We start from the raw sequence: 16,574 nt of genomic DNA, 5'->3' as shown, positions 1-16,574 counted from the left end.
TACATATTCAGTTTTTTTATTTTTCTTCTTCATTTTCTTCCCCCAACACCTGAGGTACAGAATAGTCTAAACGAAATTGGTGTTTTTCTGCGGGTTCGGGCAGATACAGAACAACGTTGGCAATATCCCCTGTGTAATAGCTCGTTATGTGTAGTCTCTGTTGTTTTTCATCGACCTCTGGCGGGAACGGTTGGCGAGATTGGAAAAATTGGCGAATTTCTGCCTCTGTTTTGATTTTATCCAACTTGACTAAGCGATGTACTTCAGTAAATAAGTTCGCTAATTGATGATGATACGTTTTTTCTGCCTCAGTCAGTAACGGATGACGTAGTGTTTCAAGCGGGGCTAATGCACGTCCATCTTGATAAAGGGCATACACCATCATTTTGTCGGCGATGTTTGCTGGCACACGATAAACCAACGCATTACCAATCACTTGTAAAAACTCAATTTTTCCCCAAGCAGTGTCTATTGCATAAGGAAAATGTGTTATTTGCTGTGTGGTAAAACGCGGTAATGCCAGTTCAATGTTAAAAGAAACCCGTTTAAGCGGTTCCTCGCTTTCAATCGCCACTTGTGTATAAGGTTCGGTTTGAGTGGCGTACACGGCGTGTTCAATATCAGATAAATGGTGGATCGGAACCTCCCCATCAAGCTCACGTTCTGCCACGATTTTGGGCACAGACAAATACGCAATCTGATGTTCGACATTCCCCTTGATATCTTGTGTTACAGTGGGGATAAAATTCGGTTGAAATGCCCTATTTTTGCGTAAATAGACTTGATCAACACCTAATAAGGTCGCGAGTTGATCCTCCTGTTTCGCAATATTAAAGAAATGATAAGGCGCTTGATAGCGCTGTTGCACGGCACTTTTCGTAAAAAACGTCTGTAAAGTTGGCACAGTATGTTCTGTTTGTGCAGGCAAGGCAATAAAATGTTCTGCCTGTTTGGGATCAAAAGCCTGATGCGGTTTCAGCGCTTCAAATACAATGGGTTCTCGTGTGCCACGCGTCGCAATACCTTGCATATACTGAATGGAAGACTGTAATTCATCCAATAAGCGCTGTTTTTCTGTCGTAACATTAGCCTCAACCGACAGGGGCAAACAAACACTTAAACCCAACAAATAGGCTATCGCTTTGATCATTTTCTTATTTCCTTTCATCTTCAACCAGTGAGCTATATATACAATAAAAAAGTGGGCATCGCACCCACTTTTTGCACAATAAAAGCCGTCTTGATTAATCCATTTCTGCCATTAAACTTGCATTACCTCCTGCTGCCGTGGTGTTAATGCTGATCGCTTGTTCATGCAGTAATGGGAACAAGGACAACGCTAAATCTAGCTGCTCCACATAGGTCAAGATCGCGCCTGGACGGTCGGCATATTGGGCTTTTTGCTTAGCCGTTATCGGATCGAGAACAATCAACTGGCTGATTTCTTCGCATTCCTCCACTTCAGCAACAAACAGATAATCCGCTAAGCGTTTTTCATAAGCCGCAAGCTGAGAATATTTACTGATTACGGCAGTTGCGCCCACTGCGGCGACGGCAATCAACGCTTGCATTTGTTGTGCTAATGGTCCATTCCCAATAGCAATCAACGAACGTGGTGTAAAAGTAAGATAATTCTCTTCCCCAGTAATCCCTTGCATTCTAAAGGTCGTATTTAGTGGCGAACATTGCGCAACTTGATCAATAAGCGAGAGTAAAGGCGCTTGTTCAGATTTAGTGAAAATTGACCGCACTTTTGCCGCTAAATCAGATAAATCACGCGGCGTATTGTAATGCAATGGCGTTAATGCCCAATGTTTTGCATGGACTAAACGTTGCAAATAGAACGGTCCTCCCGCTTTCGGTCCTGTTCCAGATAAACCTCTTCCACCAAAGGCTTGTACCCCCACGACTGCACCGACAGTATTACGATTCACGTACAGATTCCCCGCGTGAACCTGTTCAAGCCAGTGATTAATGCTTTCATCAATACGACTGTGTATGCCACTGGTTAAGCCAAAGCCGGTAGAATTGATTTGTGCAATAACTTGATTAAATTCTGAAGCATGAAAACGAACCACATGTAACACGGGACCGAACACTTCGTGTTTCAAATGATGAAGATTTTCGAGTTCAAATAAAGTCGGTGGGACAAAAATTCCCTGTTGTTGCATTTCTGGCTCAACTGGCACTTGATAGCAATCTTTTGCCACTGTTCGCATGGTTTCAATATGTTGTAATAAGCGTTTTTGTGCCATTTCATCAATCACGGGTCCCACATCGGTGGTTAAATGCTGTGGATTGCCGACTTTTAACTCCGCCATCGCCCCTTTTAACATAGTTAAAATATGCGGTGCGACATCGTGTTGCACATAAAGCACACGTAATGCAGAACAACGTTGCCCTGCTGAGTCAAACGCGGAATTGAGTACATCAAGAACGACTTGTTCTGCTAAGGCTGAACTGTCCACAATCATTGCATTTTGTCCGCCTGTTTCGGCAATCAATGGAATAAGTTTGTTGTGTTTTGCTAAATTTTGATTAATGCGTTTTGCGGTATCCGTTGACCCCGTAAAAATTACACCGTCCACGCGTGGATCAGACACGAGTTTTTCACCAATGACTTTTCCTGAGCCACATAAACATTGCAGCACGCCAATCGGTAAGCCAGCTTGTTGGAACAATTTCACCGCAAAATGCGCCATTAATGAGGTTTGTTCTGCTGGTTTGGCAATCACCACATTACCTGTGACTAAGGCAGAACAAACTTCGCCAATAAAAATGGCTAAAGGGAAATTCCAAGGGCTAATTGCCACCACAATACCACGTGGCGGATTCTCATTGCCGAGCTTACGTGCTTCTTGTGCATAATAGCGACAAAAATCCACTGCTTCACGCACTTCGGCAATGGCGTTATTTAAGGTTTTGCCGGCTTCACGTACCGCTAAATCAAATAACTGCGGCATGTGTTGTTCCATTAAATCTGCCATTTTTTCTAAAATGACCGCTCTTTGTTCTACCGGCGTATTTGCCCAGTTGTCTTTATGACGAAGCGCGTTTTCAAATGCCTGTTCGACATCTTTTTCTCTGGCGTCAATCACTTTACCAACTAACGTTGCACGTTTTGCAGGGTTAAATACAAGACGCGGTTTACCGGTTGGTGCAGTGGTATTTTCTAATAAAGGATAGGCTTCATATTCATTTTGACTCAGTTCAGTTAATGCATTTTGTAACTGTTGTAATTGCAACGCATCGGTTAAATCGTAACCTTTAGAATTTACACGCTTTCCAGCAAAGAGATCGCGAGGCAGTGGTGTTTTAGGGTGCATTGTCCCTTCGGTTTCTTTCGCTTTTTGCACTGGATCAAGGATTAAGGCTTCAACGGGGATTGAGTCATCGACAATGTGATTCACAAACGAGCTATTTGCCCCATTTTCTAATAAGCGGCGCACTAAATAGGCTAATAAGGTTTTATATGAACCGACAGGCGCATAAATACGGCATTGCACATTCAAATTGTGTTTTCCCACCACTTGATCATATAAGGTTTCGCCCATGCCGTGTAAGCATTGGAATTCAAATTGTTTACCTTGTGCTAAATGATAGACCGTCGCCAAAGATTGCGCGTTATGGGTGGCAAATTGTGGATAAATCACATCTTGTGCCGCTAATAATTTTTTCGCACAAGCAATGTAAGACACGTCTGTATGCACTTTACGCGTAAAGACAGGGTAACCTTCGGTACCATCGGTTTGCGCACGTTTAATTTCGCTGTCCCAATAAGCCCCTTTCACTAAACGGACCATAATTTTATGTTGATGTTTGCGGGCTTGTTCAATTAAATAGTCAATGACAAAAGTACAACGTTTTTGGTATGCCTGTACCACCAAACCGATACCGTTAAAATGTGCTAAATCAGGATCAGCTAATAAACGATCAACCAAATCCAAAGAAATATCTAATCTGTCCGCTTCTTCAGCATCAATATTCAGACCAATGTCATATTGTTTCGCTAATAAAAAGAGTTGTTTGACCTTGGGATACAGTTCGTCTATCACACGTTGGTGTTGTGATAGGCTGTAACGAGGATGAATAGCAGAGAGTTTGATCGAGACACCCGAGGCGGCATAAACGCCAAGCCCAGAAGAACGTTGCCCCACCGCATGAATGGAATCCACATAGTCTTGATAATAACGTGCGGCATCTTCTTCCGTTAAGGCAGCTTCGCCCAACATATCATAGCTATAACGAAAACCTTGTTGGAAACGTTTTTCACCGTTTTTAATCGCTTGTTCGATCGTTTCCCCAGTGACAAATTGTTTACCTAATAAGCGCATTGCCACTTCCACACCTTTACGAATCAATGGTTCTCCGCCTTTCGCAATCAATTTGGTTAAACTGGATGAAAGCTGTTGTTCACTGTGTGTCGAAACTAATTTACCGGTAATCAATAAACCCCAAGCGGCGGCATTCACAAACATAGACGGACTCTGTCCGATATGCGAACGCCAGTTCCCTTTTGAAATTTTATCGCGAATTAATTTATCTGCAGTGGCTTTATCAGGAATACGCAATAATGCTTCAGCTAAGCACATTAAGGCGACACCTTCTTGACTCGATAATGAAAACTCATGCATTAAGGCATCTACCCCACTTGCATTTTGGCGAGCGTTGCGTACATTTTCGACCAATTTTCTGGCTAGCTGTTGAATTTTGGTTTGGAGATCGGAAGGAATTTCTGCATCGGAGAGAAGTTTTTGCACTAACGTGGTTTCGTCAATACGATAATGTTGGCTTAATGGTTCTCGTAATGAAGTTAATTTGGGAAGTAATTGGTATGTCATCTTTCTTTCTCACTCACATAATCAAATTAAACATAGAAAAAGCGGCACCCGAAGATACCGCTCTTTTACCGATTATTTTTGCTGTTGATAAGCTAACTCTGCTTGTTCAAAATTAGAAACAGTTTGTTGGCTTGGTGCTGGCGTAATTAACGACACTACGACAATCGCCACGGCAGCTAAAATAAAGCCTGGGATCATTTCATAAATACCGCTCTGTGGTACCACATCATTCCAGAACACTACCACTAACGCACCAGTCAGCATGCCTGCCATCGCGCCCGCCATGTTCATGCGTTTCCAGAATAAAGAGAAAATCACCACAGGACCAAAGGCACAACCAAAACCTGCCCACGCATAAGACACAAGTCCCAATACTTTACTGTTTGGATCTTGTGCAAGATAAATAGCCAGTAGTGCAATGACTAAGACCATAATACGCCCTAACCACACCAATTCTTTTTGTGAAGCATTTGGGCGAATCATGCCTTTATAAAAGTCTTCTGTAATCGCACTTGAACAAATCAATAACTGGCAACTTAAAGTACTCATTACCGCGGCTAAAATGGCTGATAACAAAATCCCTGCAATCCAAGGATTAAATAACAATTTCGCTAATTCAATAAAAACTTGTTCATGGTTCGCGTTCACGGTGTCTGCCACCTGTGGATTTGCAAAGAAATAAGCTTGACCAAAGAACCCAATACCAACCGCACCAAATAAGCAGATAATCATCCACATAATACTAATACGGCGCGCATTCACTAATGATTTCGCATCTTTTGCACTCATAAAACGCGCTAAAATGTGTGGTTGACCAAAATAACCTAAGCCCCAAGCGGATAAGCTTAATAAGCCGATAAAGCTAGTTCCTGTGAATAAATCAGTAAAATCCCGTTGAGCAGCCACACCCGCATTGACAATCACGGTATGTGTTGCTTCAAAACCACCAAGATGAATTAACACAAAAATAGGGGTAAGGAATAAAGCAAACAACATTAACGACGCTTGAATGGTATCGGTCCAACTGACAGCTAAAAAACCGCCAATAAAAGTATAAAGGATTGTCGCTAAGGCACCATACCAAAGCGCCGTGGCATAAGGCACTTCAAACAGATTTTCAAATAAACGAGCCCCAGCGACCACACCAGAAGCACAATAAATGGCAAAAAAGAATAAAATAATGGTTGCGGAAACAATTTTTAATATTTTGCTCTGATCGTGAAAACGGTGTTGGAAATATTCTGGCAAAGTTAAAGCATTTTGATTAAATTCTGTATAAACACGTAAACGTCCTGCCACAAATAACCAGTTAAGGTAAGCACCAATCGTTAGACCAATGGCAATCCAACCTTCAACCAGACCTGCGGCATAAACAGCGCCGGGAAGCCCCATTAATAACCAGCCTGACATATCTGACGCCCCTGCAGAGAGTCCCGTCACAAAGCTGCCAAGACGACGCCCTCCTAAAATATAATCAGACAAATTATTGGTATAACGATAAGCGATAAAACCGATTAAAATCATACCTAAAATATAAATGGTAAATGTAATGATGGTGGCATTATATCCAAACATAGATCGGCTCCTAAAGAGAGGGAGGGGAAATAAACTTGGCAAAAATTACATAACATTAACAAATGTTCAACAACTGTTTTCTATTTTTTCAACATAGATCACACTTTAACTGCATATGAAGTAAAACGTTATTTTTCCTTTAATAACCCCATTTAATTTTAAATTAAAAATAAAAGAAGTTTGACATCAATCACAGTAATTTTTTCCTAATCTTTTACACTAGAACTGACTGTGCTCAACCATAGGAGGATGCCATGTGGAAACATGTTTCTCAAGTCTTAGCGGATCAATTTGGGGCTTACTATTCCATTAAACACAAAGAAAAAATCCATACAGGTGAGATGCATGAAGCATGGATTATTGATGATGGTATCCAACCTGTTTTTCTCAAAGTGAATGATAAAACCTTCCGTTCCATGTTCCGTGCAGAAGCCGATCAACTCCTCCTTCTCGCCAAAACCAATACCATTAATGTGCCTAACGTTTACACTGTGGGCTGTTCACATACACACAGTTTCTTACTACTGGAAGCACTGCCATTAGATAAAACCAATCCGGTTGACGCCATGGGCAAATTTGGTGAACAACTCGCAAAACTGCACCTTATAAAAGGCGCAGATAATTATGGATTGGATTTTGACACTTGGCTTGGACCAGAATATCAACCAAATGGTTGGAAAGAAAATTGGGCCACCTTTTTTAGCGAACAACGCATTGGCTGGCAATTGCAGATCTGCCGTGAGAAAAACTTAGTGTTTGGCGATATTGAGGTGTTAGTGAAGAAAATTGCTGAATTACTGGCGAAACATAAGCCTCAACCTGCGTTATTACATGGCAATTTATGGATTGAAAACTGTGCGACGGTGAAACAAGAAATTTTTACTTATGATCCAGCTTGTTATTGGGGAGACCGGGAATGTGATTTGGCATTCAGTGAGCTCTTTGAACCTTTCCCACGCCAATTCTATGAAAGTTATGACCGCACTTATCCTATTGATGAAGGATATCCTGAGCGTAAAGCCATTTATCAACTCTATTATTTACTTAACTTTAGTCATCGCTTTAATAAACATTATGTCGAGTTAACCAAAAAATTTATTCACGATATTCTGTCAAGATAAATCAAAAATTCAAAGGGCGCTGTTAAAGCGCCCTTCTATTTCATTGAGAAAAATTATTTTCTATAAAGTGGTGCTGGTCCTGTTGTCCCTGCTTCCATACCTTGTGAACCTTGTTTCAACACAGTACCAGAAGCGGTAATTTCAACACGACGGTTAGGACGTAAACAATCTCTTAATGCTGCACCTTGTACATCATCACAAGCTTTCACTTGTTGTGCTTTACCATAGCCTACAGCATGGATATTTGCGGCAACACCTTGCTCAATTAAACGCGCTTTAACACGATCTGCACGACGTTGAGAAAGTTTTAAGTTATACGCTTCTGAACCTAAACGGTCAGTAAAGCCTGCGACTTTCACTTCTTTTGCATCAGAGGCTTTTAATTGTGTTGCAACGCTGTCAACAACTTCTTTACCTTTTGCTGTTAATGAATCTTTATTGAAGTCAAATAAGAAATCACCACTTAAACTAAATGCAGAGCTACCGTTACAGCCATTTGGATACCAGAAGAAACTTTGTGCATTCATATTTTTGTCAAATAAGACTTTATATTGACATACTTTATGTACACCATTCTCACGATAGTTAAACACATAGTCCCATTCACGCACACCGTATAAGCCTTCAGAGAAGTGTGGACGACCTAACAAATTATAAAGTTGGTCTTTATTCATACCACGCTCAACCATGCGTACGTTATCCCAGTTTGGCCAAGAACCAAATTGGCTACCATCATGATTAAAGACCGATTCATCAATTTTTGGCCACACTAAATTGTCAGATGTACCTTCTGGAGTAACTTTACTTAAATTACCGCAGGCAGCCAATGTCGTCGCAGCAACAACTGTTAATAAAACGCGAGATAATTTCATATATTTACCTTAGTTCCCTTTTATTATTAAAATTCGTCATCCCTAAAATAACAACAAAACAGAAGAGAGTGACTCTCAATAAAAAACAATTCGTCTATCTTCACTTTTCGTTAAACAACTGGTGATATCCAAAATTGCTTAAAATTCAGCTCAATATAGTAAGCCCTATTGTTCATAAAGTAAATCAACAAATACTTAATATTTCGAAACTTTTAGTCAACTACTGTAAAGATGCTTCAGCTAAAGTAATGTACTGTTATTTCGTCTCAGCCAACGTAATAAAAAGGCATCTGTACTTTCTTCTGCCTGTTTACCGACTTTTTGAAGGAACGATTGTTTTACATGATATTTCACGGATAAAACGGTTTTATTTTCTTTGATCGCGTTTAGAATTAAATCATCACTTGTTGAAATTGCATCCACTAAATGCAATCCTAACGCTTGTTGACCAAACCAGTGTTCCCCTGTGGCAATTTCCTCAATATTGACTTGCGGACGGTTTTGGGTCACAAATTGTTTGAATAATTGATGGGTTTCTTCTAATTCTTGCTGGAATTTCTGTTTTCCTTTTTCTGTATTTTCGCCTAACACAGTCATCGTGCGTTTATATTCACCCGCCGTCATCACATCGACATCCACATCATGTTTTTTTAACAAACGATGAATGTTAGGAATTTGTGCAACCACACCGACTGATCCCAAAATCGCAAATGGCGCGGCAACAATAGTATCCGCCACGCAAGCCATCATATATCCCCCACTGGCTGCTACTTTATCTACCGCAACCGTTAATTTAATGCCATGTTGTTTTAAACGTAGCAACTGCGACGCCGCTAACCCATAACCATGTACCATTCCACCGGGACTTTCTAAGCGTACTAAAACCTCATCTTCTGGCTTGGCAACTCCAATAATGGTACTCACTTCTTCACGTAATGCGCTCGTCGCTGAAGCCGCAATATCGCCTTTAAACTGTAAGACATAAAGGCGCGGTTTATGCTCGTCTGCGATGTCCTCACCTTTTTTACGCTTTTCTTTTTCACGTTTCGCTTTTTCTTTATCTGCTTTTTTTTGTGTTTTCTCTAATTGCTTACGTGTTTCTTCTGATAAACTAAACTCACGTAATCTTTTGCTGTTTTCTTGGTATTCCTCTGATAAATCCACCACCACAAGTTCGCCCGTACTTTTGGCTTTATGTTGCTTTAATGTCACAATCATAAAAGCGATGCCTGCAATGACCAATAAAATTGTTAAGATTTCTAAAATAAAAAGCCCATATCCTGTTGCAATATCAGACCACATGTTTTTTCTCCTTAAAATAAATGATGGTTAATCATAACGAATTTAAGTGAAAGTGCAACTTACTCTCCTCTGAGCGCTAATATTTTATTCACGCCTTTCTAACGAGTTTCAATTTGGTATAAAACAGCTCAATTTTCACGGTGCTAAGTTTTTATTTATTCCATTTTTTATCATGTTCCATCTTGACACAAAAATAATAAACTAGTTTAATAGTTCAAAATTACAAAAAAAGGACACACATATACTATGTCATTCGCTTTTATTCATACCTTAACTCAATCATTACCTTATTACGCCGATCCAACACATGTTTTTGCGGCACTCTGTCAGGATAAAACCAACACGCTGTTACTCGAATCTGCTGAAATTCACAGTAAAAACAGTTTAAAAAGCCTCTTAGTTATACAACCCGCACTAAAAATTACCTGTCATGGATTACGTGTGACCTTCTGCGCTAAAACACAAAATGGCGTCGCTGTTTTGCATACACTTATGGAGAAGTTACAATGTCACTATGAAATTAGTGCAGTCACAGAGAGTCAATTCTCAGTTATCTTTCCAAAACTTGACAAAAACCTTGATGAAGACAACAAATTACATGCTTCAACTTGTTTTGATGCGCTACGTGCCCTGCTCTCACTTTATCAACATAGTGAGGTCCCCGTTCTGTTAGGCGGCTTATTTGCTTATGATTTAGTGACCCAATTTATCCCTATGGATAACATTCAATTACAAGAGGATGGGCTCGATTGCCCTGACTATTGTTTCTACTTAGCGGAACATCAATTAACACTCGATCATCAATTACAACAAGCTCAGCTACACAGTTTCTGTTTTGCGCCACAATATCAAACAGCGCTACAGCAACAAGCTGATCAGATAATACAAAAATTTGCAAATATTGAACCGCACTTACATTGTGTTTCGGCGGACACTACGCTGACAACGAACCTTGATGACGTGCAATTTAAACAAATTATTCAGGTATTAAAACAACATCTTTATCAAGGTGATGTATTTCAAATTGTGCCTTCCCGTCGCTTTTCGTTAGCCTGTCCAAATACATTGGCAAGTTACCGACAGCTGAAACACACGAATCCGAGCCCTTATATGTTCTTTATGCAAGATGAAGACTTTACTCTCTTTGGCGCCTCACCAGAAAGTGCATTGAAATATACACAGCAAACCCGTCAGCTCGAGATTTATCCGATTGCGGGTTCACGCCCGCGCGGTTTTTATCCCAATGGTCAGATTGATCCAGAATTGGACGCTCGCTTAGAACTGGAATTACGTTTAGATCAAAAAGAACTCGCAGAACATTTGATGTTAGTGGATTTAGCCCGTAATGATATTGCACGGGTTTGTGAAACCGGGACACGCCAAGTGGCGGATTTAATGCAGGTAGATCGCTATTCTCACATTATGCACTTAGTTTCTCGCGTGGTGGGCAAATTACGACCTGAATTAGATGCGTTACATGCCTATCAAGCTTGCATGAACATGGGGACACTCACTGGTGCCCCAAAAATTAAAGCAATGCAACTGCTCTATCAAGTTGAACAACAAAAACGACATAGTTATGGCGGTGCGGTAGGGTATCTCGCTTCGAATGGCGATTTAGACACGTGTATTGTGATACGTTCTGCCTTTGTGCAACAAGGTATTGCCTACATCCAAGCCGGTTGTGGCGAAGTGCTCGATTCAGATCCGCAAAAAGAAGCCGATGAAACACGACACAAAGCACAAGCCGTGATTAACGCGATTGTTCAAACTCACCAAACACCTCGTCAAGCATAAGGACAGCAGTATGGCAAAGATTGTATTTTTAGATAATTTTGACTCCTTTACCTATAACTTAGTGGATCAGTTGCGTTGTTTAGGACATCAAGTCCACATCTATCGTAATGATTGTGATCTCGATGTATTAGAACAGGTTACACTTGCCCACCCCAATACGATTCTAGCGCTTTCACCTGGTCCGAGTACACCGCAACAAGCGGGTAATATGTTACCCCTGATTCAGCGTTTAAAACAAAAGGTTAGAATGATTGGCATTTGTTTAGGTCATCAAGCGATTGTTGAAGCATTTGGTGGTAAAGTAATCCATGCAGGCGAAGTCTTACATGGCAAAGTGTCAAACATTACACACGATCAGCAAATGATGTTTGCACACTTACCAAATCCAATGCCCGTCGCACGATACCACTCCTTAATGGGCGTTGATTTATCTGACGAATTTATTGTGAACGCAACCTACCATAACATTATCATGGCTATTCGACATAAACATTTGCCGATTTGTAGTTTTCAATTTCATCCAGAAAGCATCTTAACAGTGCAAGGTTCACAGTTATTAGCGCAGTCTATTGAATGGCTGTTGGCGCATGAAATCTGAACACCTTCGAACACACTTAGGTGGGTGATGAAAAGATAAGTAACCCTGTCACATAAATACTGATTGCTATCAGACTGATAATAGTTCCACAGGCAATTCGGCTAGCCGATGTGCCTGTGTTTAAATAATAGGTTTCTAAAATAATCAAATTCGCGGCAGGTGGCAGAAAACTCAATAAATAAAAGACAGGCTTATTTTGAATAATGAGCTCAAATTCATAAAAGTCTGCGAGATGAAGAAAAACCGAAACCAATAACGCAATCGTGAGCATTCTAAACACAAACAAGACCATGGCTTCTTTAAAATCAGCTTGCTTGAGTTTTGTACTTGCTAACCACATTCCCAACAGCATCATCCCTAAAAAGGTCATAGTAAATTTTAAACTTTCATATAGGAAAACACATTGACGCTCTATCCATTCACCCACAGGCATAGCGACAATACCGAGCATTAAAGCCAGCACGGGCGGTGATGTCGCGAGTTGACTTAGTTGCTTTTTCCATGTCGTACCGCTTGACATCAAACTAACACAAGCAGAATTGCAAAACAGTGAACTCCCAATATAGACACTAATCAAAATCATCGCCGCTTCGCTGCCCCAAATAGCATTACCAATAGGTAAGCCGAACCAAGCAATATTTAAATAAAAGAAACAAAGGCGTTTAACGGGATTCTCTTGATAAACACGGCTAATCAGAAATAATATCAAGAGCATTAACATGGTTCCCAACATAATAACTAAGAAGCCTTTTTTATAGGTGGCGATGTTATACACAATGACAGCTGGGATCACACATTTAGTCAAAAAAATAGAGATTTTTCCTTTAATATTAAGAGGAAAACGCGCCAAAAACATGCCAATGAACAGATAAAGCAAAGGCGATAAAATACTAAGTGACATTTGTTTTCCTCCTGCAATCATCCTTGTCTGCGTTGTTTTTATACTATTTTGATCAAGATATACCGTATTTTTCTATTGGATGCAAAATTTCCCCCTTGACATTATCATTTTGTACTAGTTTAATAGTTTTAAATTACAAAATAAAAATAGATTTAAAAGGAAAAAACATGCAAACCGAGCAGTTACTTCACCAACTCTTTGAAAAAAAAGCGTTAAACCAACAACAAACCGAATTTCTTTTCACCGCTATCGTACGTGGACAATTGGATAACTCACAACTCAGTGCTGCATTAATTGCCCTTAAACTGCGCGGTGAAACCCCTGAAGAAATCAGTGGTGCCGTCACCGCATTACAAGCTGATGCCGAATCCTTTCCCATTCCAGACTACCCTTTTGCTGATATTGTCGGCACGGGAGGAGATGGCGCCAATACCATTAATATTTCTACAGCTTCAGCAATTGTAGCGGCCAGTTATGGACTAAAAGTCGCAAAACATGGTAATCGTAGTGTTTCGAGTCAAACGGGCGCCAGTGATCTGTTAACTGCCTTAGGGGTGAATGTCCATATATCAGCTCACAAAGCCAGACAAGCGTTGGATGAAATTGGCTTATGTTTTCTTTTTGCCCCACAATATCATCTGGGGTTTCAACATGCGATTCCTGTCCGCCAAGCACTTAAAACACGCACTATTTTTAATATCTTAGGTCCCTTGATCAATCCAGCCAAACCCAAACGGCAGTTACTTGGTGTGTATTCATCTGATTTAATTCAACCTTATGCAGAAACGGTTGCCCGTTTGGGACATGAGCATAGCGTAGTGGTACATGGCTCAGGCTTAGATGAAATTGCACTACATGGTGTGACCGAAGTCGCTGAAATCAAAGCAGGACAAATTGAACGTTATACACTTACCCCACAAGATTTTGGTTTTCAGCCACAGCCACTTGAGACATTACGTGGCGGAAAGCCTAGCGAAAATGCCCAAATTCTGACCGCACTTTTACAAGGCAAAGGTAAATTGGCACACCAACAAGCAGTGGCAATGAATAGTGCCATGTTGATGAGCTTATTTGGCTATCCAAACCTCAAACAAAATGCACAAGCGATTATGGATATTATCGCCACAGGCAAACCATTTGAGACTTTACAACAACTTACCCAATATTAATTCGTTTTGATGACTTATTATTAAGAGAACCTAACAATGACACAAGCGCTTCCCTCTATTCTGCAAAAAATCATTCAAGATAAAACCACTTGGATTGCAGAAAAACAAGCACAATTGCCTTTAGCAAGCTTTCAAGATCAGCTAGAACGTAGTGATCGTGACTTTTATCAAGCGATGCAACAAGGCTCAAAACAACGCCCTTCATATATCTTAGAATGTAAAAAAGCCTCTCCCTCAAAAGGCTTAATTCGTGCAGCGTTCGATTTAACCGAGATTGCCGAGGTTTATCAACACTATGCTACGGTCATTTCCGTCTTAACCGATGAAAAATATTTTCAAGGGCATTTTGCTGATATTGCTCAAGTACGCCAACGCGTGACACAACCGATTTTATGTAAAGATTTTATCTTATCCGAATACCAAGTATATTTAGCACGATACGCACAAGCTGATGCCATTTTATTGATGCTTTCCGTTCTTAATGATGAACGCTATACACAATTAGCCACATTAGCACACCAATTAGGGATGGGCGTTTTAACTGAAACCAGTAATGAGGCAGAATTTGCGCGCGCATTAGCGTTAAAAGCGAAAGTGATTGGTGTCAATAATCGGAATTTACATGATCTCAGTGTAGACATACAACGTGTTGCCCAGATCACTCAACACTATGCCGATCAGATTCCTCCTAGAACCAAAATTATCAGTGAATCTGGTATCTATCAACACCAACAAATTCGAGACTTACGCCATGTTGCCGACGGTTTTTTAATTGGCAGTAGTTTAATGCAACACGCAGATTTAAATCATGCGGTACGCTCACTTCTTTTTGGGGAACATAAAGTTTGTGGGCTCACCCGTCCACAAGATGTAAGAGCGGTTTACCAGCAAGGTGCACTTTACGGTGGACTGATTTTTGTGACACACTCAAAACGTTGTATTAGCTTACGTCAAGCCCAAGAATTAGTCACACAAGCCCCATTGCGCTTTGTTGGGGTATTTCAAGATCAATCCATAGCGTTTATCTGTCACCTTGCAACTCAATTAAGACTCCACGCCGTCCAATTACATGGCAACGAAAGCCACGAATTCATTCGCCAATTACGCGATGAATTGCCAGTGAATTGTGAAATTTGGCGCGCCATTTGCATTGAGAGTAGCGGCACCAGTCCGTGTCAAATCGTAGAAAATGAAAATATTGATCGTTATATTTTTGACAGTAAAACGCATCAACAACGTGGCGGAACGGGGAAAACATTTGATTGGCAATTGATCCCTCATCACTTAAAACCAAAAAGTATGTTAGCTGGTGGTATTACACCAGAAAATATCCCTCTGGCGCTCGCTCAAGGCTGTTTAGGACTGGATTTAAATTCAGGGCTTGAAACTTATCCTGGTGTAAAATCACACCAAAAAGTCGTTGCAGCTTTTGCTCAACTCCGCTAAGTTAAACAGCGTGATAACTTATACCTGAGGTAAAAATGAAAAAAATTGCATTAGTGACCGGTGCCACTGCCGGATTTGGCACCGCGATTTGTCGTACATTAATTCAGCATAATTACAACGTGATTGGCACAGGGCGACGTGCTGAACGTTTAGCCGCATTACAGCAAGAATTTGGTGCCGATTTTTTGCCACTTGCCTTTGATCTCTGCGATCGCCACGCCACAGAAAAAGCGATTAACAACCTGCCTCAAACCTGGCAAGCAGTAGATCTTTTAGTCAATAATGCGGGGTTAGCATTAGGGCTTGATCGTGCTGATAAAGCTGAATTAGATGACTGGATACAAATGATCAACACCAACATCACAGGATTAGTCACCGTCACTCGCCTACTGCTACCGCAAATGGTCAGTCGCAATCAAGGACATATTATTAATTTAGGATCGATTGCAGGGACTTACCCATATCCGGGTGGCAATGTTTATGGCGCAAGCAAAGCCTTTATCAAACAATTTAGCTTAAACTTACGTGCCGATCTCGCAGGCACCGCCATTCGTGTGACCAATATTGAACCGGGATTATGCGGAGGGACGGAGTTTTCCAATGTGCGATTCAAAGGCGATGATCAACGCGCCGCAAAATTATATGAAGATGTGCAGTTTGTTACTCCTGAAGATATTGCCAATATTGTCTTGTGGGCAAATCAACAGCCTGAACACGTCAACATTAACCGCATTGAAGTGATGCCAACAGCGCAAAGTAGCGCGCCACTCAATGTCGTCAAACAAACGAAATAATTCCTGCAATTCCTTTCATCATGCTAAGGTGCGAAGTCATTGGCACCTTTTTTCTCTTTTTTCACCACGTTTTCGTTATTTTTCATAAAACACTTGCTTTTTGTATTCTGAACTAGTTTAATAGTGCAATATTTAAAAGTGAAATAGTTTCAATTTTA

Annotated in this window: 12 protein-coding genes; 6 read left to right on the top strand and 6 right to left on the bottom strand. The window is 40.7% G+C overall.

Annotated features, from left to right (window positions below):
- Nucleotides 1-16: 16 nt before the first annotated feature.
- From CKV69_RS02795 to putP, 3 genes are all read right to left on the bottom strand, one after another.
- Nucleotides 17-1,150, bottom strand: a complete 1,134-nt coding sequence (locus tag CKV69_RS02795; protein WP_014326003.1) for a hypothetical protein — start codon at nucleotides 1,148-1,150, stop codon at nucleotides 17-19.
- 94 nt (nucleotides 1,151-1,244) lie between these two features.
- The gene (gene putA / locus CKV69_RS02790; protein ID WP_014326002.1) at nucleotides 1,245-4,841 is read right to left on the bottom strand and encodes a bifunctional proline dehydrogenase/L-glutamate gamma-semialdehyde dehydrogenase PutA; all 3,597 of its coding nucleotides are present in this window, start codon (nucleotides 4,839-4,841) and stop codon (nucleotides 1,245-1,247) included.
- 72 nt (nucleotides 4,842-4,913) lie between these two features.
- Nucleotides 4,914-6,416, bottom strand: a complete 1,503-nt coding sequence (gene putP, locus CKV69_RS02785; protein ID WP_005751445.1) for a sodium/proline symporter PutP — start codon at nucleotides 6,414-6,416, stop codon at nucleotides 4,914-4,916.
- Nucleotides 6,417-6,670: 254 nt separating this feature from the next.
- Between putP and CKV69_RS02780 the strand changes: the two genes are divergently transcribed.
- Entirely contained in the window at nucleotides 6,671-7,537 is an 867-nt protein-coding gene (locus tag CKV69_RS02780) for a fructosamine kinase family protein (protein ID WP_014326001.1), read from the top strand.
- A 53-nt stretch (nucleotides 7,538-7,590) separates the two neighbouring features.
- Here the strand turns inward: CKV69_RS02780 and CKV69_RS02775 are convergent, their stop codons facing one another.
- Nucleotides 7,591-8,409, bottom strand: coding sequence for an OmpA family protein (locus CKV69_RS02775; protein WP_005726415.1), 819 nt, complete (start codon nucleotides 8,407-8,409; stop codon nucleotides 7,591-7,593).
- Between the two features lie 240 nt (nucleotides 8,410-8,649).
- Nucleotides 8,650-9,711, bottom strand: a complete 1,062-nt coding sequence (sohB, locus tag CKV69_RS02770) for a protease SohB (protein ID WP_005753986.1) — start codon at nucleotides 9,709-9,711, stop codon at nucleotides 8,650-8,652.
- A gap of 246 nt (nucleotides 9,712-9,957) precedes the next feature.
- On the opposite strand from sohB, the gene CKV69_RS02765 reads away from it, so the two are divergent.
- Both CKV69_RS02765 and CKV69_RS02760 read left to right on the top strand, forming a co-directional pair.
- Complete coding sequence (locus tag CKV69_RS02765) at nucleotides 9,958-11,508, top strand: anthranilate synthase component 1 (RefSeq protein WP_014326000.1); 1,551 nt, start codon at nucleotides 9,958-9,960, stop codon at nucleotides 11,506-11,508.
- 10 nt (nucleotides 11,509-11,518) lie between these two features.
- Nucleotides 11,519-12,106 (top strand): aminodeoxychorismate/anthranilate synthase component II, encoded by a 588-nt coding sequence (locus tag CKV69_RS02760; RefSeq protein ID WP_014325999.1) that lies wholly within the window; start codon nucleotides 11,519-11,521, stop codon nucleotides 12,104-12,106.
- Between the two features lie 16 nt (nucleotides 12,107-12,122).
- On the opposite strand, the gene CKV69_RS02755 is transcribed toward CKV69_RS02760, so the two are convergent.
- A complete protein-coding gene (locus CKV69_RS02755; protein ID WP_014325998.1) occupies nucleotides 12,123-13,007 on the bottom strand; it encodes an AEC family transporter in 885 nt (294 codons plus the stop codon).
- Between the two features lie 167 nt (nucleotides 13,008-13,174).
- Between CKV69_RS02755 and trpD the strand changes: the two genes are divergently transcribed.
- The 3 genes from trpD to CKV69_RS02740 are packed head-to-tail and all read left to right on the top strand — an operon-like array spanning nucleotide 13,175 to nucleotide 16,416.
- Nucleotides 13,175-14,176 (top strand): anthranilate phosphoribosyltransferase, encoded by a 1,002-nt coding sequence (gene trpD, locus CKV69_RS02750; RefSeq protein ID WP_005722087.1) that lies wholly within the window; start codon nucleotides 13,175-13,177, stop codon nucleotides 14,174-14,176.
- Between the two features lie 36 nt (nucleotides 14,177-14,212).
- Nucleotides 14,213-15,622, top strand: coding sequence for a bifunctional indole-3-glycerol-phosphate synthase TrpC/phosphoribosylanthranilate isomerase TrpF (trpCF, locus tag CKV69_RS02745; RefSeq protein ID WP_014325997.1), 1,410 nt, complete (start codon nucleotides 14,213-14,215; stop codon nucleotides 15,620-15,622).
- Between the two features lie 35 nt (nucleotides 15,623-15,657).
- Complete coding sequence (locus CKV69_RS02740; protein ID WP_014325996.1) at nucleotides 15,658-16,416, top strand: SDR family oxidoreductase; 759 nt, start codon at nucleotides 15,658-15,660, stop codon at nucleotides 16,414-16,416.
- The last annotated feature ends 158 nt before the right edge of the window (nucleotides 16,417-16,574 follow it).

This window comes from Pasteurella multocida (assembly GCF_900187275.1).
Lineage (GTDB): Bacteria > Pseudomonadota > Gammaproteobacteria > Enterobacterales > Pasteurellaceae > Pasteurella > Pasteurella multocida.
This window is presented reverse-complemented; position numbering and strand designations above follow the sequence as displayed.